At 61.1% G+C, this 21,713-nt stretch carries 21 protein-coding genes; 11 read left to right on the top strand and 10 right to left on the bottom strand.

From position 1 onward, the window contains the following. Positions 1 to 9 precede the first annotated feature (9 nt). The 6 genes from VC35_RS12595 to VC35_RS12570 all read left to right on the top strand — a co-directional run bounded on the left by VC35_RS12595 (position 10) and on the right by VC35_RS12570 (position 5,352). A complete protein-coding gene (locus VC35_RS12595; RefSeq protein ID WP_046040402.1) occupies positions 10 to 426 on the top strand; it encodes a MaoC family dehydratase in 417 nt (138 codons plus the stop codon). Between the two features lie 30 nt (positions 427 to 456). Then, a complete protein-coding gene (locus VC35_RS12590; RefSeq protein WP_046040401.1) occupies positions 457 to 1,281 on the top strand; it encodes an SDR family NAD(P)-dependent oxidoreductase in 825 nt (274 codons plus the stop codon). A 205-nt stretch (positions 1,282 to 1,486) separates the two neighbouring features. Beyond that, the gene (locus VC35_RS12585) at positions 1,487 to 2,131 is read left to right on the top strand and encodes a TetR/AcrR family transcriptional regulator (RefSeq protein ID WP_046040400.1); all 645 of its coding nucleotides are present in this window, start codon (positions 1,487 to 1,489) and stop codon (positions 2,129 to 2,131) included. Continuing rightward, positions 2,128 to 2,760, top strand: coding sequence for an SDR family NAD(P)-dependent oxidoreductase (locus VC35_RS12580; protein ID WP_046040399.1), 633 nt, complete (start codon positions 2,128 to 2,130; stop codon positions 2,758 to 2,760). Before VC35_RS12585 ends, VC35_RS12580 begins: the two co-directional genes overlap by 4 nt. Before the next feature lie 84 nt (positions 2,761 to 2,844). Beyond that, positions 2,845 to 4,425: an arylsulfatase gene (locus VC35_RS12575; RefSeq protein ID WP_046040398.1), complete on the top strand. Its 1,581-nt coding sequence runs from the start codon at positions 2,845 to 2,847 to the stop codon at positions 4,423 to 4,425. 120 nt (positions 4,426 to 4,545) lie between these two features. Beyond that, on the top strand, positions 4,546 to 5,352 hold the full coding sequence (locus VC35_RS12570; protein WP_046040397.1) for a glycosyltransferase family 2 protein: 807 nt from the start codon (positions 4,546 to 4,548) through the stop codon (positions 5,350 to 5,352). A 76-nt stretch (positions 5,353 to 5,428) separates the two neighbouring features. On the opposite strand, the gene sorB is transcribed toward VC35_RS12570, so the two are convergent. The 3 genes from sorB to mqo form a co-directional block, all read right to left on the bottom strand. After that, entirely contained in the window at positions 5,429 to 6,073 is a 645-nt protein-coding gene (gene sorB, locus VC35_RS12565; protein WP_046040396.1) for a SorB family sulfite dehydrogenase c-type cytochrome subunit, read from the bottom strand. Between the two features lie 10 nt (positions 6,074 to 6,083). Beyond that, positions 6,084 to 7,343, bottom strand: a complete 1,260-nt coding sequence (sorA, locus tag VC35_RS12560) for a SorA family sulfite dehydrogenase catalytic subunit (protein WP_046040395.1) — start codon at positions 7,341 to 7,343, stop codon at positions 6,084 to 6,086. A 403-nt stretch (positions 7,344 to 7,746) separates the two neighbouring features. Then, complete coding sequence (gene mqo, locus VC35_RS12555) at positions 7,747 to 9,393, bottom strand: malate dehydrogenase (quinone) (protein ID WP_046040394.1); 1,647 nt, start codon at positions 9,391 to 9,393, stop codon at positions 7,747 to 7,749. A 410-nt stretch (positions 9,394 to 9,803) separates the two neighbouring features. On the opposite strand from mqo, the gene ilvD reads away from it, so the two are divergent. Beyond that, positions 9,804 to 11,486 (top strand): dihydroxy-acid dehydratase, encoded by a 1,683-nt coding sequence (ilvD, locus tag VC35_RS12550; RefSeq protein ID WP_046040393.1) that lies wholly within the window; start codon positions 9,804 to 9,806, stop codon positions 11,484 to 11,486. Between the two features lie 146 nt (positions 11,487 to 11,632). Here the strand turns inward: ilvD and VC35_RS12545 are convergent, their stop codons facing one another. Further along, positions 11,633 to 12,283, bottom strand: coding sequence for a DUF2238 domain-containing protein (locus VC35_RS12545; RefSeq protein WP_046040392.1), 651 nt, complete (start codon positions 12,281 to 12,283; stop codon positions 11,633 to 11,635). A gap of 157 nt (positions 12,284 to 12,440) precedes the next feature. Between VC35_RS12545 and VC35_RS12540 the strand changes: the two genes are divergently transcribed. Then, positions 12,441 to 12,872 carry a nuclear transport factor 2 family protein gene (locus VC35_RS12540; RefSeq protein WP_046040391.1) on the top strand — a complete coding sequence of 144 codons (432 nt, stop codon included), beginning with the start codon at positions 12,441 to 12,443 and terminating at the stop codon, positions 12,870 to 12,872. Between the two features lie 136 nt (positions 12,873 to 13,008). On the opposite strand, the gene VC35_RS12535 is transcribed toward VC35_RS12540, so the two are convergent. After that, complete coding sequence (locus VC35_RS12535) at positions 13,009 to 13,824, bottom strand: AraC family transcriptional regulator (RefSeq protein ID WP_046040390.1); 816 nt, start codon at positions 13,822 to 13,824, stop codon at positions 13,009 to 13,011. Positions 13,825 to 13,957: 133 nt separating this feature from the next. Between VC35_RS12535 and VC35_RS12530 the strand changes: the two genes are divergently transcribed. Further along, on the top strand, positions 13,958 to 14,476 hold the full coding sequence (locus tag VC35_RS12530) for a carboxymuconolactone decarboxylase family protein (protein ID WP_046040389.1): 519 nt from the start codon (positions 13,958 to 13,960) through the stop codon (positions 14,474 to 14,476). 176 nt (positions 14,477 to 14,652) lie between these two features. On the opposite strand, the gene VC35_RS12525 is transcribed toward VC35_RS12530, so the two are convergent. Beyond that, on the bottom strand, positions 14,653 to 15,741 hold the full coding sequence (locus tag VC35_RS12525; protein ID WP_046040388.1) for a polyamine ABC transporter substrate-binding protein: 1,089 nt from the start codon (positions 15,739 to 15,741) through the stop codon (positions 14,653 to 14,655). A gap of 54 nt (positions 15,742 to 15,795) precedes the next feature. Next, on the bottom strand, positions 15,796 to 17,097 hold the full coding sequence (locus VC35_RS12520) for an NAD(P)/FAD-dependent oxidoreductase (protein ID WP_046040387.1): 1,302 nt from the start codon (positions 17,095 to 17,097) through the stop codon (positions 15,796 to 15,798). Between the two features lie 155 nt (positions 17,098 to 17,252). Between VC35_RS12520 and VC35_RS12515 the strand changes: the two genes are divergently transcribed. Next, positions 17,253 to 18,140, top strand: a complete 888-nt coding sequence (locus VC35_RS12515) for a LysR substrate-binding domain-containing protein (protein WP_046040386.1) — start codon at positions 17,253 to 17,255, stop codon at positions 18,138 to 18,140. 14 nt (positions 18,141 to 18,154) lie between these two features. Here VC35_RS12515 and VC35_RS12510 read toward each other — a convergent pair whose 3' ends face one another. The 3 genes from VC35_RS12510 to VC35_RS12500 are packed head-to-tail and all read right to left on the bottom strand — an operon-like array spanning position 18,155 to position 21,128. Further along, a complete protein-coding gene (locus VC35_RS12510) occupies positions 18,155 to 19,663 on the bottom strand; it encodes a tripartite tricarboxylate transporter permease (protein WP_046040385.1) in 1,509 nt (502 codons plus the stop codon). A gap of 15 nt (positions 19,664 to 19,678) precedes the next feature. Further along, on the bottom strand, positions 19,679 to 20,161 hold the full coding sequence (locus VC35_RS12505; protein WP_046040384.1) for a tripartite tricarboxylate transporter TctB family protein: 483 nt from the start codon (positions 20,159 to 20,161) through the stop codon (positions 19,679 to 19,681). A 1-nt stretch (position 20,162) separates the two neighbouring features. Continuing rightward, entirely contained in the window at positions 20,163 to 21,128 is a 966-nt protein-coding gene (locus VC35_RS12500; protein ID WP_046040383.1) for a Bug family tripartite tricarboxylate transporter substrate binding protein, read from the bottom strand. Between the two features lie 293 nt (positions 21,129 to 21,421). Here VC35_RS12500 and VC35_RS12495 point away from each other — a divergent pair, with 293 nt between their 5' ends. Continuing rightward, a complete protein-coding gene (locus tag VC35_RS12495; protein ID WP_046040382.1) occupies positions 21,422 to 21,679 on the top strand; it encodes a DUF2790 domain-containing protein in 258 nt (85 codons plus the stop codon). The last annotated feature ends 34 nt before the right edge of the window (positions 21,680 to 21,713 follow it).

Genomic DNA, 21,713 nt, shown 5'->3' with positions numbered 1-21,713 from the left:
AGAATCCTGATGAACGCGATTAGCCTGGAAAAAATCAACATCGGCGACACCCTGCCACCGCTGGCGCTGCCGCCGATAAACCGCACCACCCTGGCGCTGTTTGCCGGTGCGTCGGGCGACCACAACGCCATTCACATCGACACCGATTACGCGCGCAAAGCCGGCATGGCCGACGTGTTCGCCCACGGCATGTTGTCGATGGCCTACCTCGGTCGCCTGCTGACCCAGTGGGTCGATCAGCGTCAGTTGCGCGAGTTCGGCGTGCGCTTTCTCGGCATCACCCACCTGGGTCATCAGATCACCTGCACCGGCACCGTCGTCGAGCGCTTTGAAGTCGACGGCGAGCAACGCATCAAGGTCGAAGTGCGCACCACCAACCAATACGGCGACACCAAAATTGTTGGTGACGCTGTGATCGCTCTGTAAACAAACCCAAGAATTGAGGAGCAACACCCCATGGCAAAACTCGAAGGCAAAGTCGCACTGGTCACCGGTTCCGGTCGTGGCATCGGCCAGCAGATCGCCCTGAAACTGGCAAACGAAGGCGCGCGCATCGTGATCAACGACCTGGACGCCGATCCGGCCCATGAAACCGCAGAACTGATCCGCAAGATGGGTGGCGAAGCCGCGGTGTGCCACGGCAACGTCAGCGCCCCGGATTTCGCCGAGCGCTACATCAAGACCGCGATGGACAACTTCAACGGCATCGACATCGTCGTCAACAACGCCGGCTACACCTGGGACGACGTGATCCAGAAGATGACCGACGAGCAGTGGTACGCGATTCTCGACTGCCACATGACCGCACCGTTCCGCATCCTGCGTGCCGCCTACCCGATCATCAAGGCGCAGGCCCAGGCGGACGCCGCAGCAGAGCGCGAAGTGTTCCGCAAAGTGGTGAACATCTCGTCAGTGTCGGCGCTCAACGGCAATGCCGGGCAGATGAACTACTCCTCGGCCAAGGCCGGTGTACTGGGCATGACCCGCGCGCTGGCCCGGGAATGGGGCCGCTTCAAGGTCAACGTCAACGCCGTGGCCTTCGGTTTCATCGAAACCCGCATGACCAGCGCCGACGCCCATGCCGGTGCCACCGTGAACATCGAAGGCCGCGACATCCGTGTCGGCATCAGCCCGGAAGCGGCCAAATCGTTTGCCCAGCGCAACCCGCTGGGCCGCCCGGGCACCACGAAGGAAGCGGCCGACGCCGTGTACCTGTTCTGCTCGCCGGAGTCGAACTACATCACGGCCCAGACCATCGCGGTGGCCGGCAATCTGCAGTAACCGACAAGCACCAAGCAAAACCACTGTGGCGAGGGAGCTTGCTCCCGCTGGGCTGCGAAGCGGCCCCCGACAATCTGTCAGTTGCTGCGTATCGGCAGAGATACGACTGCTTCGCAGCCGAACGGGAGCAAGCTCCCTCGCCACAACTGCCCCCTCGCCACATTGGCTCTGCTGACTTTGAGATCGATGACCGCAGGATCACACCATGAACATGACTGAAACCAATATCCGCCAGGCCGCCATCAAACTGATCTCGCGTAATGGCTACGGCTCGATGAGCCTTCGGCAGCTGGCGGCTGAATCGGGGATCAACCCCTCGACGCTGTACCTCTATTACCAAGGCAAAGGCGAGTTGCTGCTGGAGCTGGTTCTGGAATATTTCCAGGGGTTGTCCCAGGCATGGGCACGCAGCCGCCCCGCCGTTGCGCGGGCCGATACGAAACTGCGCACGTTCATCGCCTGCCATGTGCGTTATCACCTGGAACATCAGGATCAGGCCATTCTCGGCAACCTGGAATTGCGAAGCCTGGATGAACAATCCCTGACCCAGGTCCACCAGGCGCGACGGGTTTACCTCAAGGGTCTGCAAGATCTGCTGGAGCAAGGCGTGCGTGAAGGCTCGCTCAGCTGCGCCGAACCCAAACTGATGGCGCGCACCCTGTTCAACATGCTGACGCATGCCTGTGTCTGGTATCAGGCCGATGGCCGCTGGAGCGTCGACGACGTGATCCGCCATTACTCGGAACTGGTGCTGAAAATGCTCGGTGCCGTGCCCATCGCATCACCTCGCACAACCGTGCGCCGTGCAGCCATTACACGCCGCACTATGCCGATGGAGGCAGTTTCATGAGCGACCTCATGCAGCCCTTTTCCATGGCCGGCAAAACCGTATTGGTAGCCGATGCCACCACCCGGCTCGGCGCCCATTTCGCCCGGCTGATCAGCCTCGCCGGCGCCCGTGTGGCCCTCGGCGCGCAATACCCTGCGCAACTTGAGCAGCTGGTAGCCGACCTGCGCTGGGAGGGTGGTGAAGTGCTGATCGTCAGCCTCGACAGCGCCCGCCGTCCCAGCATCGAAGCGGCGCTTGAGGCCGTCGAGGAACGCTTCGGCAGCATCGATGTACTGATCAACAACAGCGCCGAGCGTGAGCATGTGGTGCTGAACAATCACCTGGTCCATTGCACCAGCCTGCACATGATCAAGGCCGAACGTGGCGGCAGCATCGTCAACATCGAACCGCCGCCCCGACCGATCAGTGAGCCCAACCCTTGTTTGCGCTCCAACAGCAGCCTGATCCGCATGAGCCGGGCCATGGCCCAGTCACTGACGCCGCACCGGATCCGGGTCAATGTGATTGCCGCCGGACGCGGCAACGACGCGGGTCTGCAGGAACTCAACGGTCCCTTGCTGTTGCTGGCCAGTGGCGCGGGTGCCAGCGTCACCGGTGCGGTGTTGCATATCGACAACCACGCCACCTGATATGGGTGGCGTTTAGTTTCTGACGCCCCTTGAACATCGGAACCGGTCGCCCTGCGCGACGCCCGTCAACAAGGAGCCAGTCAGATGACTCGCATAAAAAAGTGGCTGCCGAAACTCGCCTTGGTGGCGACAACGGTCATGGCAATGGCGGCGAATGCCGCTGACAAACCCAACATCCTGGTGATCTTCGGCGATGACATCGGCCAGACCAACATCAGCGCCTATTCCATGGGTGTGGTCGGCTACAAGACACCGAACATTGATCGCATCGCTCACGAAGGCATGCTGTTCACCGACTACTACGCGGAGAACAGCTGCACCGCCGGGCGCTCTTCGTTCATCACCGGCCAGTCACCGCTGCGCACCGGCCTGACCAAGGTCGGCGTGCCAGGGGCGCCGATCGGTATCCAGAAGCGCGACATCACCCTCGCCCAGGCCCTCAAGTCCCAGGGTTACGCCACCGGCCAGTTCGGCAAGAATCACCTCGGCGACCGCGACGAATATCTGCCGACCAACCACGGCTTCGACGAGTTCTTCGGCAACCTGTACCACCTCAACGCCGAAGAAGAACCCGAGCGCCCGTACTGGCCCAAGGACGACCCGGACTTCGTCAAATCCCGGACTCCCCGTGGCGTGATCCACAGCTACGCCGACGGCAAGATCGAGGACACCGGCGCACTGACCACCAAGCGCATGGAAACCATCGACGACGAAACCACCGCCGCCGCGCAAACGTTCATCGAGAAACAGGCCAGGGCCGACAAGCCGTTCTTCGTCTGGATGAACACCACCCGCATGCATGTGTTCACCCACGTGCGTGAATCGATGAAAGGCCAGAGCGGCATGCCCGGCAACGATTACGCCGATGGCATGATCGAGCACGACGGCGACGTCGGCAAACTGCTGCAGACCCTCGACGACCTGAAGATCACCGACAACACCATCGTCGTCTACACCACCGACAACGGCCCGAACCAGTTCTCCTGGCCGGACGCGGCGACCACGCCGTTCCGTAACGAGAAGAACTCCAACTGGGAGGGTGCCTATCGCGTACCGGCGATTGTGCGTTGGCCGGGCAAGATCAAGGCCGGTGAAGTGTCCAACGAGATGTTTTCGGGCATGGACTGGTTCCCTACCCTGCTCGCGGCGGCTGGCGATACCGAGGTGAAGGACAAGCTGTTGAAAGGCTGGTCACCTATCTCGGGCGGCACCAGTTTCAAGGTGCACCTGGACGGCTACAACCAGTTGCCCTACCTGACTGGCCAACAGCCTAAAGGGCAACGCCGCGAGTTCTACTACTTCAACGACGACGGCGTGCTGGTGTCCATGCGCTTCGACAACTGGAAAGTGGTCTTCGCCGAACAGCGCGAACCGGGTGGTTTTGCGGTATGGAGCAGCCCGTTCGTGCCGCTGCGGGTGCCCAAGCTGTTCAACCTGCGCATGGACCCGTATGAGCGGGCTGACCTGGTCTCGGACCAGTACAACGACTGGCTCGTGAAGAACTCCTACCTGCTGGCCGCAGGTGTGGCCAAGGCTGCGCGCTTCCTGCAGACCTTCATCGAGTACCCGCCGAGCCAGAAACCCGCCAGTTTCAGCGTTGATCAGATTCGCGCGGCGGTCGATGCGAAAATCGAAGAGAGGCAGAAAAACCAGGCCAAACCCTAAGCGCCTCTCCAAGCCGACGCCGACTGAATGCCAACGGCCAACCCGCCCAGGTGAAATTAAGCTTGGGCTAAGGTTGTTCCTTTAATCTTCGACACTTTCGGGTCGTCGAGCATTTCGAAGATGGGTAGTGTCGATACAAACGCCAAACCTCCGTTCAGCATCGTTCTGGTTAATTACAAAACCCCGGAGCTCACCAGGATCTGCCTGGAGCTGTTGCAGGAGCATGTCCAAAAAGCCGGCATTGCGGTCTGGGTGGTCGACAACGGTTCGGCGGACGCCAGCGTCGAATATTTGCGCTCGCTCGACTGGATCAACCTGATCGAGCGCGATGCCCCTACCAAAGAGCCGGGGCACATCGCCCACGGCAAAGCGCTGGACATGGCGCTGGCCAGGGTCAGCACCGACTATCTGTTCCTCATGCACACCGACACGTTCGTCTTCGATGCAAACGTCTTTGCGATGATGATGGAGCACTGCACCAAGGATCAAAACGTCATCGCGGTCGGTTGCACCGAGCAACTCAACCGCGGACTGCCAAGGACCGCGTGGCGCTTCACTTCACGCCTGATCAAGCACCACTACCGACGCTTGAAGCAATCGCTGGGCCTGCGATCAAAGGAGCCGAAACCCTACCGGGAAACCTACGTGAAAAGCTTTTGCACGCTGTGGAATGGCAGACTGATGAAGCAGCAGGGATTGCATTTTCAGATCGATGACCGTGTGCCCGGTTATGAGCTGCAAGACCGCGTGATCGGGCTTGGCTACAAAGTCGTGTTTCTTTCGCCCGGCAAAATCTTCAAGTACCTGGATCACGTCCAGTCCGGCACCGTCGCCGCTGCGGGCGGCTATGGCCAAGATCACCGGCGGACCAAAATGTACCAAGACATTCTCAAGCGCTTCGGTGCGACCAACTCCTCGATGTCTTGAATAAACCCGCGCCCACAAAAAAGCCCACTGATCGTTGCCGGATCAGTGGGCTTTTGTGCATCAGGCTAACGCTGATTCACTGCTTCATGATGAACGTCGCCAGGCTTTTCAGGTCGTCCGAGCTCAACTGCGCGAACGGTGGCATGGGCACATCCCCCCACTTTCCGCTACCGCCGTGCTGAATGCTCGACATGACCCGGGCCAGCCCCTGCGGGTCATTGGCATACTTGGCCGCCACATCGTGATAGGCCGGGCCGACGACCTTATGATCGACCGCGTGACAGGACAGGCAGGCGTTGTCCTGGAGCAAGGCCGAGGCAACTTTCGCTACCGACACCGTGGGTGGCTGATCCGCCGGCGGGTTGGAGACAGCCTGAACATCGGCATCGCTCGCCTTCGCACTGCCGTAAGTCACCGCCAGGTAAGCACCGATAACACTCACATCCTGGTCGCTGATCGGAGCGCCGTACACGTGCTGCATCTTGCCCGCTTCGGCGGTCCACTGCGCCAGGCTCATGCCCGGCGGCTGGAAGTTGATGTAATCGGCCGAATGGCAGACAGAACACTTCTGCTGCGCCAAAGCGTAGCCAGGCATCGTGCTGGGCTTGAACACCGCCGTTTCAGGCGGCAGCGTAATGGACAGCGGCGCGGCGCCAGCCAGGGTGGTGAGAAAAACCGGAGCCGCGCAGAGCAAGGCGGTCATGCATTTCACAAGTTTCATGCGGCCCTCCTCAGGCGACGGTCACGTGGGTGGTTTCGACGACGTGGCGGCGGTAGCCAGCGGGGTTCCAGTCGGCTTGCAGCGGCTGCGTCTCGCCGGCACTGTTGCTGGCTCGCACCATCAACAGAGTGGCGCCCTTGCCGGTAAAGGTGATCGGCAGTGTCCACTCACGAAAGGAGTAACGGCCAAGGTCCTGCCCGAGTTGGGTCTCGCGCCAGGTTTTTCCACCGTCGATCGACACCTCAACCTTGTTGACCCCAACGCCCCCGTCGAAAGCGATGCCCTTGAGCAGCACGCTTTTGTTCAGCGGCAATACATCGCCGTGTTTAACGCTGGTGATGAAACTGCGCACCGGCAATTTGGAAATCGGCACGGTTTTCGCCGCCGTGGTGCCGGGGGCAATGCAGAAGCAATCGTTGTCTGGAACCCGGTACCCCTTGGCCATGAAGAAACCGTCGAAGGTATGGTCGACGACTTCGATCTCACTCAGGTGCTTGACCCAGTACGTGCCGAAATAGCCTGGCACCACCAGGCGAATCGGGTAACCGTTGAGAAATGGCAGGTCGGTGCCATTCATCGACCAGGCGATTATCGGCTCGCCGTCCATGGCATGGCTGATGTCCAGCGCCTTGATGTACTCCGGCGTGCTTGGCAGCACCGGTTTATCGAGCCCACGGAAGGTCACTTGTTTGGCCTCGGCTTTTACCCCCGCCTTTTCCAGCACAGCCTTGAGCGGTACCCCCACCCACCGCGCATTGCCCATTGAGCCATTGCCCAACTGAGCGCCGAACACCCGGGGCATCGAGAAGCCACGGCTGTTGCCCGAACATTGATTCACGGCGACCACTTCAACCGGTTCGGCAAGGGCCTTGAGCTCGGCAAGGGACAGTGACAACGGCGTGTCGACCGTGCCCTTGATCGTCAGGCGGTAGCTGTCCGGATCGATGCTGGTCGGGAAATTGGCCAAGTGGTAACGCACGAAAAAGGCGTCATTAGGCGTGATCGGCCCTTCGTTGAAGACGGGGAATGGCGTCTCCAGATGCGGCGGCCGCGTGGTCACCAGGGTCAACGGGCGTTTTTGCGGGTATTGCACCAGCGGTCGTGGGCCGGCGGCAAAGGTCACTTCCTCCGCGGATTCGCTGGCCGCTGCGGATTCGTCGGCTGCCCTGGCCAGGCTTGCCAACGGCGAGGCCGCCAAAGCCAGAGTGAAAGCATCGCGTAAAACCCGCCGACGGGTCGGTTTGCTGTTGTCTACAAAGCTGAACTTCATTCTGCGCTCTCTATGATTTGTTTTATTGAGATGCAACTGACTGTGGGAGCGAGCTTGCTCGCGATGTCGTTAACGATAGCGCGTGCTTACTGACTAACCGTAGCGCACTTGAGTCAATCGTCGGAACGCCGCCCGGAGCAAGCTCGCTCCTACAAATTCCCGCCAGGGCGGAGAGGTATCAGGCTTACGGTTTCGCCTTACCGTGGTCGGTAAACAAATCAGTATCGTCAGGGCCAAACTGTCTGCTTCTCATTGAGCGTCAGTGACTTGACAATTGATGACAGGACCCCCCGTTATGGACGGCGTAGACACTCCGGGTTCAAAGCGCTGCCTGTGCCATCGCCCACAAAAAAGCCCACTGACCGTCGCCGGTTCAGTGGGCTTTTTTTGATCCGGTCTCTAGTTACAGAGCCATATCACTCGCAGCATTAGCCTTCGGTGCCTTAACAGCAGTGTCGACAGTCACTGGTGTCACGGCCGGTGCGATCACCGCGGGTGGCGGAGTCAGTTCCAGCACCTTGGCGGTGTAGGCCCACTCTTCAGCGACTTTCTCAGGGCTGGCGTTCAGCTGAGTGCCGTAGCTCGGTACGATCTGGTGCAGTTTTGCCTGCCAGTCAGGGGTCGCGACCTTGTCCTTGAAGACTTTCTGCAGCACGGTCAGCATGATCGGTGCAGCGGTCGATGCGCCTGGGGAGGCGCCCAGCAGGCCGGCGATGCTGCCGTCTTGGGAAGCGACGATTTCGGTGCCCAGTTTCAGCACGCCACCGGCGGCTTCGTCACGCTTGATGATCTGCACGCGCTGGCCGGCTTGCCACAGGCGCCAGTCTTCAGCCTTGGCGTTCGGGAAGTACTCTTTCAGAGCGTTCATGCGGTCTTCGTCAGACAGCATCAGCTGGCCTGCAAGGTACTCGACCAGCGGGTATTCCTTGATGCCGACCTTGGTCATTGGCCACACGTTGTGCGTGGTCGTGGTGGTCAGCAGGTCCAGGTACGAACCTTCTTTCAGGAACTTGGTGCTGAAGGTCGCGAATGGGCCAAACAGGATCACGCGCTTGCCGTCCAGCACGCGGGTGTCCAGGTGCGGAACCGACATCGGCGGAGCGCCAACAGAGGCTTTGCCGTAGGCCTTGGCCAGGTGTTGCTCGGCGATGGTCGGGTTCTCGGTCACCAGGAACGAGCCTCCTACCGGGAAGCCTGCGTATTCCTTGGCTTCAGGAATGCCGGACTTCTGCAGCAGGTGCAGGGCACCGCCGCCGGCGCCGATGAACACGAACTTGGCGTCGGTTTCGGTCTTGCTACCGTCTTTGAGGTTCTTGTAGCTGACGCGCCAGCTGCCGTCTTCGTTCTTGGTGATGTCCTGCACTTCGCTGGACAGCTTCAAGTCGAACTTCGGTGTGGTTTGCAGGTGTGCAACGAACTGGCGGGTGATTTCGCCGAAGTTCACGTCAGTACCCAGCGGACTCCAGGTGGCCGCGATCTTCTGGCTCGGGTCACGCCCTTCCATCATCAGCGGCACCCACTGCTTGATCACAGCCGGGTCTTCGGAGTACTGCATGCCAGCGAACAGCGGGCTCGCTTGCAGGGCTTCGTAGCGTTTTTTCAGGAACTTGATGTTGTCATCACCCCACACGAAGCTCATGTGCGGCGTGGAGTTGATGAACGAACGCGGGTTCTTCAGCACGCCTTGCTGAACCTGCCAGGCCCAGAACTGACGGGAGATCTGGAACGCTTCGTTGATTTCAACGGCCTTCGGGATCGAAACCTTGCCGTTCTCGTCTTCCGGGGTGTAGTTCAGCTCGGCCAGGGCGGAGTGACCGGTACCGGCGTTGTTCCAGCCGTTGGAGCTTTCCTGGGCGACACCATCGAGGCGCTCGACCATTTCCATCGACATGCCAGGTTCCAGCTCATTGAGCCACACACCCAGGGTCGCGCTCATGATGCCGCCGCCGATCAGCAGTACATCGACTTTCTTGGCCTCCTCCGCGTGGACAGAAGACATCCCCATGGACAAAGCCAGCCCCAGCAGGGCCGTGTTCACTTTCTTAAACATCTGTAGCACCTATGATAAAACGCCATCCGCCCTTCCATCCTCACGCGCACAGCCCCATGTTTCACGGCAGTCACGGGTGCGGCACTCAAGGATTGCAGGGTGGGCACACAAGGCCGATGAACCGCATCGGCCCCACTTTAATGTCCCTTCTGAACTGACTTTTTATCTTTATTGGCTTCAGCTACTTGAGCGACAGTGATTCCGTCGGCACGTCTCAAGGACATGCAAACTGAACAGGTCAAACCAAGTTGGCGCGAAGAATATCACGACAAGGCTCACCCGCGCGTCTGTTCCAGACCGGTTAGTCCGGGCCCGGGCGCCCGGCCTTCTATACTCATCCTGTTTTTCACCATGAGTGTGTGAGGAACAGCCTTGAGCGAAAGTAACAGCCATGAGCGATAGGAGCAGTCATGAGCGACAAAGACGATCTGCGCAAGTACTCCTCTCAAGTGATCGACGGCGTGGAGGCGGCACCGGCACGCGCCATGTTGCGGGCCGTGGGCTTTACCGATGCAGACTTCACCAAGCCGCAGATCGGCATCGCTTCGACCTGGGCCATGGTCACGCCCTGCAACATGCACATCGACAAGCTGGCGCTCGAAGCTGAAAAAGGCGCGAATGCAGCCGGTGCCAAGGGCGTGATCTTCAACACCATCACCATTTCCGACGGCATCGCCAACGGCACCGAAGGCATGAAGTATTCGCTGGTGTCCCGCGAGGTGATCGCCGACTCCATCGAAGTGGTCACCGGTTGCGAGGGTTTCGACGGCCTGGTGACCATCGGCGGCTGCGACAAGAACATGCCGGGCTGCCTGATCGGCATGGCACGGCTGAATCGCCCGTCGATCTTTGTCTATGGCGGCACCATCCAGCCGGGCGCCGGCCACACCGACATCATTTCCGTGTTCGAGGCCGTGGGCCAGCACGCGCGGGGCGATATCAGCGAGATTCAGGTCAAGCAGATCGAGGAAGTGGCGATTCCCGGCCCCGGTTCCTGTGGCGGCATGTACACCGCCAACACCATGGCCTCGGCCATTGAAGCACTGGGCATGAGCCTGCCCGGCTCCAGCTCCCAGGACGCCATTGGCGGCGACAAGGCCTCGGACAGTTTCCGCGCCGGCCAGCAGGTGATGGAGTTGCTCAAGCTCGACCTCAAGCCTCGCGACATCATGACCCGCAAAGCCTTCGAGAACGCCATTCGCGTGGTGATCGCCCTCGCCGGCTCGACCAACGCCGTGCTGCACCTGCTGGCCATGGCCAACGCGGTGGATGTCGAACTGACCCTGGATGACTTCGTCGAGTTGGGCAAGGTTTCCCCGGTGGTCGCCGACCTGCGCCCCAGCGGTAAATACATGATGAGCGAACTGGTGGCCATCGGCGGCATTCAACCGCTGATGAAGCGCATGCTCGAGGCCGGCATGCTGCACGGCGATGTGCTGACCGTCACCGGCCAGACCCTGGCGGACAACCTGGCCAGCGTGCCCGACTACCCGGCCGGCCAGGACGTGATCCGGCCTTTCGACCAGCCAATCAAAAAGGACTCCCACCTGGTCATTCTGCGCGGCAATCTCTCGCCCACCGGCGCCGTGGCCAAGATCACCGGCAAGGAAGGCCTGCGCTTCGAAGGCACGGCCCGGGTCTATCACGGCGAGGAAGGTGCGCTGGCCGGCATTCTCAATGGCGAAGTGCAGCCCGGCGACGTGATCGTGATCCGCTATGAAGGCCCTAAGGGCGGCCCGGGCATGCGCGAAATGCTGTCACCGACGTCGGCGGTCATGGGCAAAGGCCTCGGCAAGGAGGTGGCGCTGATCACCGACGGGCGTTTTTCCGGTGGCTCACACGGGTTTGTGGTCGGGCATATCACGCCGGAAGCCTTTGAAGGCGGGCCGATTGCGCTGGTGGAGAATGGCGACAGGATCATCATCGATGCAGAGACCCGGCAGATCACGGTGGATGTCTCCGATGCCGTGCTGGCCGAGCGCAAGTCGCGCTGGGTGCGGCCGGAATCGAAATACAAGCGCGGGGTGTTGGCCAAATATGCGAAGACGGTGTCCAGTGCATCGGAGGGCGCTGTGACCGATAAATATCTTTAATCCCCGACCTGTAGGAGCTGGCTTGCCAGCGAAGGCGGCCTTGAATTGTGCATCGATCTTTCGGACCTCTTCGCCGGCAAGCCAGCTACAGTGCTCTGCAACCTCAAAGCCCGCGACAGCTGCCCCCACCGAAGCGGTCTGCCCGATCACCTTGCTGTGGTCATCGAGTGTTCTTGCGCCATGCCGCGCAAAGACACCAGCAACAGACTGACAAACGCACCGGCGACCGCGATGGCCATGTCCTTCTGCGAATCCCACGGATCGTTTTGCGCGCCGACGAAGGCGTTCGCCGTGTCATTGCCCAGGAAGGCCCCGCCGATCCATTCCACCAACTCATACACGGCGGAGGTCGACAGCATGATGTTCAGGGTCACGAAAAACAGCCAGAACCCGCGCAGCGGCGTCAGTCGCCGCAGGACTTCACGCACCGGATAAGCCAGCAGCAGCCCGTAGCTCAGATGCACCAGTCGGTCGTAGTGATTGCGGTGAACACCAGGCGCCCGGTCGAAACTGAAGCCCAACCACGCCGAAGACCAATGATCGTAAGGCACCAGAGAATAGGTGTAGTGGGCGCCCAGTTCATGCACGCACAGAAACGCAAACACCAGCGTGATGGACATCGCCGACAAGCGGAATCGCCGAGAAACCGCGACCAAGGTCCCCACCAGCAACAGCACCAGCAGGTTTTCCAGCGCCCAGTCCACCCGGCTGCGGGGAGAAAACCCCGACACTCCGACAATCAGCACAAACACCATGAGCAACGTCAGGTCGAGCCGTAAACGCGGGTCAAGCTGCATGGCGCAATACCTCAAAGTCAGGACATCGCCCTTTTAACTTCGAGGCAAGGGTGCCAGGCAAGTTCGCTTTTTTCCTTCATCTCATGATAGGTTGTACGATGACTGATGAATATTCATCCAGTTATCGCGCTATCCCTACAACAACAAGGAAACACCCATGAAAAAAGCAAAAGTGCTGATCGGTTTTCTGTGCCTGTTCAGCGGCTACGTCGCCGCCACCCCGGCTGTCGCAGACAAGGACGTGGCCCAGGCGGTCGACCACCTGACCCAGGCCATGCTGCACAAAGACATCCCGGAGCTGAACGCCTTGACCGCCGAAAACCTGACCTACGGGCACTCCAGCGGCAAGATTCAGGACAAGCAGGCCTTCATCGCCGACATCGAAACCGGCAAAAGCGCCTTCAAGACCCTTGAAATGCAGAACCAGACCATTACCGTCTCCGGCGATGTCGCACTGGTCCGTCATCACTTCTCGGCGCAAGCGCTCAAAGGCACTGAAGTGGTGCCAACGGAAATCGAAAACTTCCAGATCTGGCAAAAGCAGGACGGTAAATGGCTGTTGGTAGGACGTCAGGCGTTCAAGTTCTGATGTACGCGTAAAGAAGCCGCACCGCTAGACCTGTGGGAGCGAGCTTGCTCGCGATGACGGAACGTCAGTCGACAGCATAGGTGTCTGACACACCGCTATCGCGAGCAAGCTCGCTCCCACAGGGGAATATGCAAGGTCAGTTGCCCTTCCACTCCCGCGGGCTCATCCCGGTCTTGCGCCGAAACGCCCGGGCCAGCGCCGAGGGACTTTCGTAGCCGACCTCCTCGGCGATCAACGCAATCGGTCGACCTTCGCGCAGGCGTTTCTGCGCCAGGCTGATGCGCCAGCTCACCAGGTAATCCACCGGCGTCTGCCCGACCACCCGGCGAAAGTGCTCGGCGAAACTGGCCCGCGACATGTTGGCGGCGACCGAGAGCTCGGCCACGCTCCAGGCCTTGGCCGGGTTTTCGTGCATCAGGCTCAGGGGCCGCGCCAGGCGCGCATCGGCGAGGCCGGCCATCATGCCCGGTTGCTGGCCAGTGGTGCTCAAGATGTGCCGCAGTAACAGAATCACCAGCAGCTCGAACAGGCGATCCATCACCGCTTCGCGTCCGCACGTACCGTCAAACGCCTCGTTGAACAGCCATTCCAGGGTCCCGGCCAGGGTCGGGATTTCATCGAGCTTGAGCACCAGATAATCCGGCAGCGCCGCCGCCAGGGCATTGCCCGCTCCGCCGTCGAAATCCAGGGTCGCGCACACCAGTTGCGTGCCGGACGCTTCAGACGCGAACAGGCGATGTCGATAGGGCCGGGGGAAAAAGATCAGGCTCGGTTCGGTCAGTTGCAGGTCCGGCTGGTCGCCCATCTTGAGCAGCAACTCGCCCGCTTGAAGCAGGTGCAAATGACCGCTGGTCTGTTGGCCGTCGTAGGCGGCGGTGCCGCAGAACGTACCGCTATGGAAGGTGCCGGCATTGACGCCGAAGTGTGTGAGCAACGTGGACAAGCGATCCATGACAGGCTCCCGGAAGCAGTTCTGGACGATCTGTCGCATATCCTCGACGATTTGCACCCAATACGCCAGACCTTCTCCCTAACATGAGCTCCGTACCCAGCGCATTCCGCGCCTTACACCACGGAGTATCACCATGACCCGCATTGCCCCGATCAGTCTGGAACACGCCACCGACGCCACCCGCCCGCTGCTGGAAGGCGTGCAGAAGAAAATCGGCTTTCTGCCCAACCTGTTCAAGGTACTGGCCCACGCCCCGGCGGTGCTGGCCTCGTATCTGCAAAACTCGGCCGCACTGGGCAAGACGTCCTTGAGCGCCACGGAAAAAGAAGCGGTGTTCCTTGCCACCTCGCAGGTCAACGGCTGCGACTACTGCCTGGCCGCTCACACGCTGTTCGCCAGTAAGGCCGGGCTGTCGGGCCAGGACATTCTCAGCGCACGTCAGGGTGAGCTCAACGCCTATGCCACCCTCGCCCGCCAAGTCACCGAAAGCCGTGGTCACCTGACGGTCGAACAGATCGCCACAGCCCGTGCTGCCGGCATCGATGACGGCAAGATCATCGAAGTGATCGCCCATGTGGCCTCGCAGACATTGACCAACTACCTGAACAACGCAGCGTTGACCGACATCGACTTCCCGGCTATCGACGCCTGAATGAATCGTTGACTCAGGCAAACGAGTAACCGTGGCGAGGGAGCTTGCTCCCGTTGGACTGCGCAGCAGTCCCAGCTTCTCGTATGAAGAGCCGGGGCCGCTTCGCTGCCCAACGGGAGCAAGCTCCCTCGCCACAGGTGCAGTGTCACATCTGATTGACCGGAATCACCAGTCGGTCAGGTATTGGTTTTCAACTTGGTCCACAGCCGCGTGCTCAACCGTGCGATAGCCGCGGGCAAGTCCTCGACGGTAAACAGCTTGTCCATCACGCTCTTCGGCGGATAGATTGCCAGGTCCTGCTTCACCGCCGGGTCGACGAAGGCATCCGCCGCACTGTTGGGATTGGCGTAATGGATGCTGTTGCTGATGTTGGCAATCACCTTCGGCTCCAGCAGGTAGTTCATGTAGGCGTAACCGTTCTTCTCATGCGGCGCGCTCTTGGGCATGACCACCATGTCCAGCCACAACGTGGAACCTTCGTCCGGGATCGAGTAGGCAATATCGATCCCGTTTTTCGCCTCCCTGGCGCTGGCGGCGGCCTGCACGATGTCACCGTTGAATCCGATCACCGCGCAGACGTTGCCGTTGGCCAGGTCGCTGATGTACTTGGAGGCATGGAAGTACTGGACGTAAGGCCGGATCTTCAGCAGCGCCTGCTCGGCTTTCTTGTAGTCGGCCGGCTCATGGCTATGGGGCGGCAGGCCCAGGTAATTGAGGGTGATCGGCAGGATCTGCGTCGGGTTGTCGATGATCGCCACCCCACACTCGCTGAGCTTCTTGATGTTGTTCTCGTCGAAGAACAGGCTCCAGGAATGGGTGACGTCGGTATTGCCGAAGATCGCCTTGATCTTCTCGACGTTGTAACCGATGCCCGCCGTGCCCCACATATACGGATAGCCGTACTGGTTGCCCGGGTCGTTGACCTCAAGCTTTTTCATCAGCGCCGGGTCGAGGTTTTTCCAGTTGGGCAACTGGCTCCTGTCGAGTTTCTGGATGGCGCCGGCCTTGATCAGGCGCGACAGGAAGTGGTTCGACGGGCTGACCACGTCATACCCGGTGTTGCCGGTCATCAGCTTCGATTCCAGCACTTCGTTGCTGTCGTGGATGTCGTAGGTCGCCTTGATCCCGGTTGCCTGGGTGAAGCTGGGCAAGGTGTCGTCGGCGATGTAGCCGTTCCAGTTGGAAATATTGACGGTTTCGTCGGCATACGTGGCGGCGGAAAAGGTCGAGATCAGGGCCACAAGGGAAAGCGTATTGACGCGCATGTTGAATCACCTTCGATGGGAAGTGCTTTTGTTCTTGTTGTGAAATGGGTGTTTTCAGATTTCGCTTCTGGCCCGGACCGTTTCCACGCGCATACGCAGCATGGCACCGATGTCGAGCAACGGCTTGGGCGGCAGCCAGCCGGGCTGCGCCCGTTGAATGACCGACTGCGTCAGCGGCGAATCACGACCCGAGGCCCACTCCGCCAGCAAGCGGCCCCACAACGTGCCCCGCGCCACGCCGGAACCATTGCACCCGGCCACGGCGAAAACGCCCTCCTCGACTTTGCCGAAATACGGCTGCCCGGAACGCGAAGCGCTGAGATGGCCGGTCCAGGTGTATTCGATGTCCTGCTCGCCAAGCATCGGGAAACGCCGTTGCAACCCCAGCACATGGTGTTGGCGGCGGGTCGACAATTCGCTCAAGGACAGATCCCGGGAGCGGTATTCCGCGGTGTTGCGGATCATCACCCGGCGATCCGGGGTCAGGCGCACCGTGGCCCCGAGCGGACGGGTCGACAGCACGCCCCAGGACGCTGGCGCACCGAGGGCTTCAAACTCTTGATCGCTGAGGGGCCGCGTGAGGCTGGCGCTGAGTTCCATCGCGAATGTACCGCTGTCATCGATGCCCGCGCGGGGGATGAAGGCGTTCAGGCAGACCAATACCTGTTTGGCCTCGACACAACCGTTTTGGCCCCGGGCGCGAATTTGGCCGTTGCCCTGGCGCTCAAGGCCTGTGATATCGGTGTTCTCGTAGACCGTCACTTTCGGCGGCAGGGCATCGAGCAAGCCCCGAGCGTACTTCGCCGGTTGCAGCAGCGCATTGCCGTTGCCGCACCAGATCGCGGCGCGGTAGTGCCGGCTGCCGAGTTTTTCGAGCAACGACTCGCCTTGCAGAAACTGCGCGCTGGCGCCCACGGCACGCAAGGTCTGCAGCTTGGCATCGACCTGGGTCAGCTTGCGCGGATCGCTGACGGCAAAGAAATAACCCGACTCCCTGAAATCGCATTCGATGCCATGGCGGGCAATCTGCTTACGGACCTCGTCGGCGGCTGCGCGGCCGATGGACGTATCCACTTGATACCCGGCAAACCCGTCGCTACCCAGTAGCTCCCCAGCGGCAGGATGCTCATGGGCCACCACAAAACCGGAGTTGCGCGCCGAAGCGCCTTGCGCAGCCCGCTGCCGGTCAACGACCACGATGCGTGCCTGGGGGTGCAATTGCGCCAGGGCATGCGCCGCACTGAGGCCGGTGATGCCGGCACCGATCACCAGCCAATCGGCCTGTTGCGTGCCCTTGAGCGGCTCACGCAGGGGTGAACTCCCCGCTTGCGCAATCCAGCCACAGATATTTTCCATGTGTCACCTCAGGTTCTTGTTCTGCGTTCCGTCTCGACCCACTGCATGCAGGATTTGCATAAATGGTTTTCGAAGACGGTGGCGATGACTAGAATCTAAAGGCTCCAAACGCGGGCAACCAACGTTATTAAATCATCGAGGTATTCTGAAAACGCATGGACAAGATTCGCCACGTGCCCTCGCTGCAGGGCTTGCAGGCCCTGGTCGAAGTTGCCGGGTCGGGCAGCTTCACCCAGGCGGCGCAAAAGCTCTGCCTGACCCAAAGCGCCGTGAGCCGACAGATCCAGCAACTGGAGAGCCACTTTGGCGTGGCGCTGTTTGTCAGGAGCAGCCGCAGCCTTCAACTGACTGCCGAGGGCGAACAGGTGCTGACCAGCGCCCGCAGCATCCTCGAACAGCTGCGCACCCTCGAAGACCGGCTCGCGCCGAAAAAGCGCCCGTTCCGCATTCGCATGCACGTGTCACTGGCGGTGCGCTGGTTGCTGCCCAGGCTGAGCGAGTTCTACCGGCATCACCCGGACGTATCCCTGGCAATCGAAACCGTGGCCACCGAAGTGGTCGAGCCGGCCAGTGACAGCGATGCCTATATCCTTTACCTGCCCGAGCCGTCCGGAGCGCCGGATTGCCTGACCTTGTTCGAGGAGGCGTTGGTGCCCGTGTGTGCACCAGGGCTTGGCACCCCGACCCGGCCATTGGCTTCGCTGGAGGACCTGTCGGGGTTCGCGTTGCTGCACCGCTCCTCCGATCAACATGACTGGCAGGTCTGGCTGTCAGCCCATGGCGGCAAGTCGTTGCATGACTATCGGCACATCCCCTTCAACCTCGACGAACTGGCGCTCGATGCCGCCGCCCGGGGCCTGGGCGTGGCGATGACCGACATGACCCTGGCCGGTGAGTCGATTCAACGGGGCGAACTGGTGATCCCGTTTGGTGAGCCGTTGAAGACCGGGGGGATTTACTCGCTGTGCCTGCAACCTTCGGCCGCCGCGCATCCGGCCTGCGCACCGGTCATGCAATGGTTCACCGCGCAAACCACTGCATGACCCTGTGGGATTGCTCAATCATCCTCATGCAACTTGATGCCGCGTTTATGCAACACATGGGGCACAACCAGCACCAGCAGCGTCAGGGCGAGGAAGAACGCCGAGATCGGTTGCGTGAGGAACACCGTCCAGTCGCCCTGGCTGATGGACAAGGCGTTGCGCAGTTGTTTCTCGGCCATCGGCCCCAGCAGCATGCCGACGATCACCGGGGCGACGGGGAAGTCGAAACGGCGCATCAGCACCCCGCCCCAGCCAATGCCCAACATCAGGATCAGGTCGAAGGAGGAATGGCGCATGCCATACACGCCGATGGTGGCGAAGACCAGGATGCCGGCGTTCAGGTACGGCCGGGGGATTTGCAGCAGTTTGACCCACAGCCCCACCAGCGGCAGGTTCAACACCAGCAGGATCACGTTGCCGATGTACAGCGAGGCCACCAGCGTCCAGACCAGCTCCGCGGAGGTTTCGAACAGCATCGGCCCCGGTTGCAGGTTGTAGTTCTGGAACGCCGCCAAGAGGATCGCCGCGGTGGCGGACGTCGGGATGCCCAGGGTCAGCAGCGGTACCAAAGACCCGGTTGCGCTGGCGTTGTTGGCCGCTTCCGGGCCGGCCACGCCTTCGATGGCGCCCTCGCCCTTGTTGGCGGAAAACTCCTTGGGGTACTTGCTGAGTTTGCGTTCGGTGGAATAGGACAGGAAGGTCGGAATCTCCGCGCCACCGGCCGGAATCGAGCCAAACGGAAAACCGATCAGCGTGCCCCGCAGCCACGCGGGCACCGAGCGTTTCCAGTCGGCGCGGGTCATCCACAACGAGGTCAGGCGATGCCGTCCTTCGTTTGATTCGGTTTGATAGAGCAGGCTGTACAAGGCCTCGCCCACCGCGAACAAGCCGACCGCCACCAGCACCACCTCGATGCCGTCCACCAGTTCCGGCACGCCGAGGGTGTAGCGGGCAATGCCCGAGGTCGAGTCCAGACCGATCAAACCGATGGTCAACCCGACACCCAGCGAGGCAAACCCGCGCAGCATCGAAGCGCCGAGCACCGCCGACACGGTGGTGAACGACAGCACCAGGATCGCGAAGTATTCGGTCGGGCCGAAATTCAGGGCCAGCCTGGCCACGATGGGCGCAAACAGCGTCAGCAAAATCGTGGCGATGGTGCCGGCGACGAATGAGCCGATCGCCGCCGTCGCCAGCGCAGGTCCGGCCCGGCCGTTGCGTGCCATGAGGTTGCCTTCCAGGGCGGTGACCATGGAAGACGACTCTCCGGGCGTGTTGAGCAGGATCGAAGTGGTGGAGCCACCGAACTGCGCGCCGTAATAAATACCGGCGAACATGATTAGCGCGCCGGTGGGGTCGACCTTGGCGGTGATCGGCAACAGCAAGGCCACCGTCAGCGCCGGCCCGATCCCCGGCAACACGCCGATGGCGGTACCGAGCAGGCAGCCGATGAACCCCCACATCAGATTGATCGGCGTCAGCGCCGAGGAAAACCCCATCGCCAGGCTTGAAAGAATGTCCACGGTGTCGATCTCCTTTCAAAGCCAGATGTTGATCAGCGACGGCAGGGAAACCCCAAGCCCGGCGTTGAACAGCCAGTAGATCGGCAGGGTCAAGGCAATGCCGATGGCCAGGTCCCGCAGGGGATGACGGCTGCCGAACCCCCGCGCCGCACAGGCAAACAGCAACCCGGCGGCCAGCACGAAACCGATCAGGTTGATCAGCACCGCCACCCCGACAAGCCCCGCTGTCACCCATGCAGCACCGGTTTTGCCACCCGGCACCGTGGTGGCGTCGTTATCCAGCTCGCGAAAACCGCCACTGACGGCCTGATACCCCAGCAGCAGGCCCACGGCACCCAGAAAGGCTGCCACGACATAGGGGTAAACGTACGCCGGGAGGATGACGAAACCCATTTCGGGCGGAAACCGGTAGGCGCCCATCGCCAGCACGACACTGATGGCGATCAGGCCGATGCCGACCGCCAATTGCGTCGGCACCACTGCGCGCTGTGTGGCCATCTCAGAGCAGCCCGACCTTGACCAGCATGGCGTGCAACCGTACGTGTTCTTCTTCGACGAATTTGCCGAACTCATCGCCGGTCAGCACGCTGGGCGTCCAGGCGTTGGTCTGGAGATTGTCTTGCCAGACCTTGCTGTTGGTGGCGGCCATGACCGCGTCGATCACCTCTTTACGCTGCTGCGGGGTGAGGCCCGCTGCACCGTAAACGCCGCGCCAGTTGCCGATCGTCACGTCATAACCGCTCTCCTTGAGGGTCGGTGCATCAATGCCGGCAACCCGCTCCGGCGCGCCGATGGCCAGGACGCGGAACTGACCGGTCTTGATGTATTGGCCCAGCTCGGCGTAACCGCCGGTGATCACCTTGAGCTGGCCGCCCAGCGCCTGGGCAACCACCTCGCCACCGCCACCAAAGGCCACGTAGTTGACCTTGTTGACCGGCACATCCAGCTTGCCCGCCAGCTCGGCGATGCCGATGTGATCCACCGAGCCCTTGGAGCCGCCGCCCCAGGTGATGCTCGTCGGGTTGGCCTTGAAGGCCTTGATCAGGTCATCGAGGGTCTTGTATTCAGACTCCTTGCGCACGGCGATCACGTTGTACTCGGTGAACAGCCGGGCAATGGGCGTCACATCCTTCAGGCTGATCTGCGGTTTGTTCTGTTCGATGCCCGCGACCATGATCGCGCCGACCACCAGCAATGCATTCGGGTCACCCTTGGTGCTGTTGGCAAATTGCGCCAGCCCCAGGGTCCCGCCCGCCCCGCCCTTGTTCTCGAAGGTCACCGCCTTGGCCGTATTGGCCTCGACCATGGCCTTGCCCAGTACCCGGGCGGTCTGGTCGTAACCACCGCCCACGGAACCTGGGGCCATGAATTTCACGGTATCCAGCGCGAACGCGGGTGCGACAAGCACGGCAGCGGTCAAACCGGCGGCCATGCAGCGACTGAAACGACGGATCAAAGCGGACATGGGCATCTCCTGATTGCATTGTTTTTATAGGTGCCGTTTGCCCATCGAGGTGTTCGATGAACATAGGCCTGCGAACAAGCTTAGGCCATGGATCCGTGGGTTGATTTGTTTTGCTCAAACCTCCCGCCAATGGCCTGTAGGAGCGAGCTTGCTCCGGGCGGTGTTCCAACCGGCGTTTCATTACAACTTTGTCATCAAGCTGTTGGTCGGCTGTCCGGATCACTTCGTTAGCCTGAACTCACTGTCAGGCCAACCACCGGCAGCCACCCTGCCCTTGTAGAGAGAGATTCGTCATGAAAATGTTGATCGCGGGTTTTGCCGCCCTGCTCGCCACCGGTTCGGCATTTGCCGCCACCCAGCCCACCTCGGCGGTCATCCACGACAAGGACGGCTTCTATGTCCCGGTGGATGTGGCCAAAGTGCTGTCCATGACCGACCTCAACGGCCAGTGCGGCATTGTTCCGGCGCAGTTCAACTACCTCGACCACCAGGGTCGTGAGCACCAACTGGACTATCAGGTCCAGGGCGTAGGTTGCATTGGTGAGAACTGAGCGGATGCCCGTATTCACCGCCGACCGGGCTACA

This window comes from Pseudomonas fluorescens, assembly GCF_000967965.1.
In the GTDB taxonomy this organism is placed as follows: Bacteria; Pseudomonadota; Gammaproteobacteria; order Pseudomonadales; family Pseudomonadaceae; genus Aquipseudomonas; species Aquipseudomonas grandcourensis.
Note: the sequence above shows the minus strand (reverse complement) of the source record. Positions and strands in the feature narration are given on the sequence as shown.

Coding starts and splice junctions, on each gene's coding strand:
- ilvD (WP_046040393.1), top strand. CDS start 9,804: ATGAGCGACAAAGACGATCTGCGCAAGTACTCCTCTCAAGTGATCGAC.
- sorB (WP_046040396.1), bottom strand. CDS start 6,073: ATGAAACTTGTGAAATGCATGACCGCCTTGCTCTGCGCGGCTCCGGTT.
- VC35_RS12505 (WP_046040384.1), bottom strand. CDS start 20,161: ATGGCCACACAGCGCGCAGTGGTGCCGACGCAATTGGCGGTCGGCATC.
- VC35_RS12590 (WP_046040401.1), top strand. CDS start 457: ATGGCAAAACTCGAAGGCAAAGTCGCACTGGTCACCGGTTCCGGTCGT.
- VC35_RS12540 (WP_046040391.1), top strand. CDS start 12,441: ATGAAAAAAGCAAAAGTGCTGATCGGTTTTCTGTGCCTGTTCAGCGGC.
- mqo (WP_046040394.1), bottom strand. CDS start 9,393: ATGTTTAAGAAAGTGAACACGGCCCTGCTGGGGCTGGCTTTGTCCATG.
- VC35_RS12530 (WP_046040389.1), top strand. CDS start 13,958: ATGACCCGCATTGCCCCGATCAGTCTGGAACACGCCACCGACGCCACC.
- VC35_RS12535 (WP_046040390.1), bottom strand. CDS start 13,824: ATGGATCGCTTGTCCACGTTGCTCACACACTTCGGCGTCAATGCCGGC.
- VC35_RS12520 (WP_046040387.1), bottom strand. CDS start 17,097: ATGGAAAATATCTGTGGCTGGATTGCGCAAGCGGGGAGTTCACCCCTG.
- VC35_RS12570 (WP_046040397.1), top strand. CDS start 4,546: ATGGGTAGTGTCGATACAAACGCCAAACCTCCGTTCAGCATCGTTCTG.
- VC35_RS12545 (WP_046040392.1), bottom strand. CDS start 12,283: ATGCAGCTTGACCCGCGTTTACGGCTCGACCTGACGTTGCTCATGGTG.
- VC35_RS12580 (WP_046040399.1), top strand. CDS start 2,128: ATGAGCGACCTCATGCAGCCCTTTTCCATGGCCGGCAAAACCGTATTG.
- sorA (WP_046040395.1), bottom strand. CDS start 7,343: ATGAAGTTCAGCTTTGTAGACAACAGCAAACCGACCCGTCGGCGGGTT.
- VC35_RS12515 (WP_046040386.1), top strand. CDS start 17,253: ATGGACAAGATTCGCCACGTGCCCTCGCTGCAGGGCTTGCAGGCCCTG.
- VC35_RS12585 (WP_046040400.1), top strand. CDS start 1,487: ATGAACATGACTGAAACCAATATCCGCCAGGCCGCCATCAAACTGATC.
- VC35_RS12575 (WP_046040398.1), top strand. CDS start 2,845: ATGACTCGCATAAAAAAGTGGCTGCCGAAACTCGCCTTGGTGGCGACA.
- VC35_RS12595 (WP_046040402.1), top strand. CDS start 10: ATGAACGCGATTAGCCTGGAAAAAATCAACATCGGCGACACCCTGCCA.
- VC35_RS12525 (WP_046040388.1), bottom strand. CDS start 15,741: ATGCGCGTCAATACGCTTTCCCTTGTGGCCCTGATCTCGACCTTTTCC.
- VC35_RS12495 (WP_046040382.1), top strand. CDS start 21,422: ATGAAAATGTTGATCGCGGGTTTTGCCGCCCTGCTCGCCACCGGTTCG.
- VC35_RS12500 (WP_046040383.1), bottom strand. CDS start 21,128: ATGTCCGCTTTGATCCGTCGTTTCAGTCGCTGCATGGCCGCCGGTTTG.